The sequence below is a fragment of the Helicobacter sp. UBA3407 genome, assembly GCF_949747025.1.
Taxonomy (GTDB): Bacteria; Campylobacterota; Campylobacteria; order Campylobacterales; family Helicobacteraceae; genus Helicobacter_D; species Helicobacter_D ganmani.
In genome coordinates, this window is the sequence record NZ_CATKCB010000257.1 from 1 (window position 1) to 2,051 (window position 2,051).

The 2,051-nt window shown below is 37.6% G+C and carries 3 protein-coding genes; all 3 read right to left on the reverse strand.

Annotation, left to right across the window (positions count from 1 at the left end):
* Window positions 1-55 precede the first annotated feature (55 nt).
* The 3 genes from Q1553_RS08455 to Q1553_RS08465 all read right to left on the reverse strand — a co-directional run bounded on the left by Q1553_RS08455 (window position 56) and on the right by Q1553_RS08465 (window position 2,022).
* Window positions 56-742 carry a hypothetical protein gene (locus Q1553_RS08455; RefSeq protein ID WP_300842934.1) on the reverse strand — a complete coding sequence of 229 codons (687 nt, stop codon included), beginning with the start codon at window positions 740-742 and terminating at the stop codon, window positions 56-58.
* A 240-nt stretch (window positions 743-982) separates the two neighbouring features.
* Window positions 983-1,327 carry a hypothetical protein gene (locus tag Q1553_RS08460; protein ID WP_297571717.1) on the reverse strand — a complete coding sequence of 115 codons (345 nt, stop codon included), beginning with the start codon at window positions 1,325-1,327 and terminating at the stop codon, window positions 983-985.
* Entirely contained in the window at window positions 1,324-2,022 is a 699-nt protein-coding gene (locus tag Q1553_RS08465; protein WP_300706699.1) for an AzlC family ABC transporter permease, read from the reverse strand. The genes Q1553_RS08460 and Q1553_RS08465 overlap by 4 nt, the downstream gene beginning before the upstream one ends.
* Window positions 2,023-2,051: the final 29 nt, after the last annotated feature.

Genomic DNA, 2,051 nt, shown 5'->3' on the forward strand with positions numbered 1-2,051 from the left:
AAGGTAAGTTTCGCATCTTTTTTGTTGATTTCTGTAATTGTGTAGCGACAGAGTTTCAAATCACGTCCATTACACAAAAAGAGGAATTTGTTAAATAAAAAAGGGAAGCCCCCCCCCCCCCCGCAGAAGTCTGCATTTCTCTAGGTGTTAAGATTCTAAATTCTGGATTTGCATTGCAAGAGACTTTTTGTTTTGGACTTTTAAACAAATGGATACTTTTGACAATATTTTGTCCAAAACAACTCATCAATCTTGCCATTTGGTGCGCTCCAAAACCACCATAGAATCCAAACATATTTTCTCTAATGTAATGCCCTTGCATATCTATACAATTAAAGCCATATTGATTTGCGCAAGACCTATGGGCATTGTCAATTGCTGTTGCATACTGATAGAGGCTTGGATTATAGGGCAAAAGCAAGATGAGTACTTTTTTCTTTAAACGATACAATTCCTCATAAAGCCAATGGACACTAGCAAGAATGATTGAAAGAGGGACGAAACTATATCCGTGATGATTTGCAATCTCATTAATATTGCTTTCTGTAATAATTAAATCTGCAACTTGCAAGAATTCTTGATTTTTCTCTCGCTTTAATTCATAAAGGTTTTGCAGAGAAATAGAACTGCCTAAAGCTAAATTCGTTAGCTTTACATTCTCTCCTCTTAGCCCTTTTTGTAAGCCATTTACCATTACAGAATTACTACCACCTAGTAAAACGATAGAATAATTTTTCATCATTAATAAGCCTTTATAGAATTATGAATTGACGCTTGTTTGGATAAATTATACCATAAAGGTTATGTCCTTGTGAGATTCTTTCATTTGGATTGCTTCGTTCGTTGCACTCTCTCGCAATGACATGTTAATATGCGTCATTGCGAGAAAATTTGTAAAATTGTCGTGGCAATCTATGAATTTTGGATTGTTTTAAAGATTCCATTGTGGAATCCATTTATGCGCCCTTCAAGCGCATTAAACTTAAGAAACCCCAAGCACAAAGCCTACAAAAATCACTAACGCCAACAAAAACGCGCTTAAGAGGCGATTGGTCCAAAGTGTGCCAAAAAACACAAGCAGTAACAAAGCGATTTTCACAACATCAATGAGCGCAAACTCACTCAATAGCTGCACAATATCACGCGTAAAAAACGCAGTCGCATACACAATCGCCCCAAGCATCGCCTGTGTGCTGTAAGTTAAAAAGCGATAAAATCTACCATCTTGGTTGCCAAGCATGGAGTGATTAGCGAAGAAAAACGGCGTGATTCTGCAAATAAAAATACTCACTGCCGAAAAAATTAACAAAATCCAAAACAAACTCATCTTTGCCACCTTGTTGCACTTCTCCTCTGTGCTTCATCATAGACTAGCATCGCAAACCCTATCACAAAAGGCAGAATCAGCAGATAAAATTTCGGGCTAAAAGCTATCATAAAGGGTGCGAGAATGAAGCCCCAAAAATAACTTCCCACTTCTTTGAGATTCGGATAATGCTTCGCTGCAAGCCCCGTAAATTGCAGAGGCAAAACAAGAGAGACGATTTGTTTAAGCTCGGGCGAACTAAGAGCTGCTCCTGTGCTATATCCTATGCCTGTGCAAATGAGCGAAACAAGCCATATTGGCAAACCAAGCCCTAAAAAATAAGCAAAAGGCGATTCATTCATTTGCTTAAACTTAGAAATGCAACCACTAAACACAGAGGGGCAAATCAAAATGCTAGAGAGTGAGAGCCAAAAAAGATTGGTGCGCTTTAAATAGGGAGCAAGTGTAGCAGACATTAGCAAAAATCGTGCATTCATCGCTAGAATCAAGGGAATCAAAATATAGCCATCATAATAACTCTGCACAAGCAAAAACTGCAAAGGTGTCGAAAACACAAAAAGTGTCGTGGATAGACTCTCAAAAAAACTTAAGCTATTTTCAAACGCATTCGCACCAATGGAAAGATAGAGAAAAATAAAAGAAACACCAAAAATAGAGGAATCTTTTATCCCATCAATGAAATAATTTTTTGTCATACTGCAACTCCAACGCGTAATGCTTCAAA

What these genes read in the sequence shown, in the direction of transcription:
- Q1553_RS08465 (WP_300706699.1), bottom strand. Translation starts at nt 2,022, where the DNA reads ATGACAAAAAATTATTTCATTGATGGGATAAAAGATTCCTCTATTTTT.
- Q1553_RS08460 (WP_297571717.1), bottom strand. Translation starts at nt 1,327, where the DNA reads ATGAGTTTGTTTTGGATTTTGTTAATTTTTTCGGCAGTGAGTATTTTT.
- Q1553_RS08455 (WP_300842934.1), bottom strand. Translation starts at nt 742, where the DNA reads ATGATGAAAAATTATTCTATCGTTTTACTAGGTGGTAGTAATTCTGTA.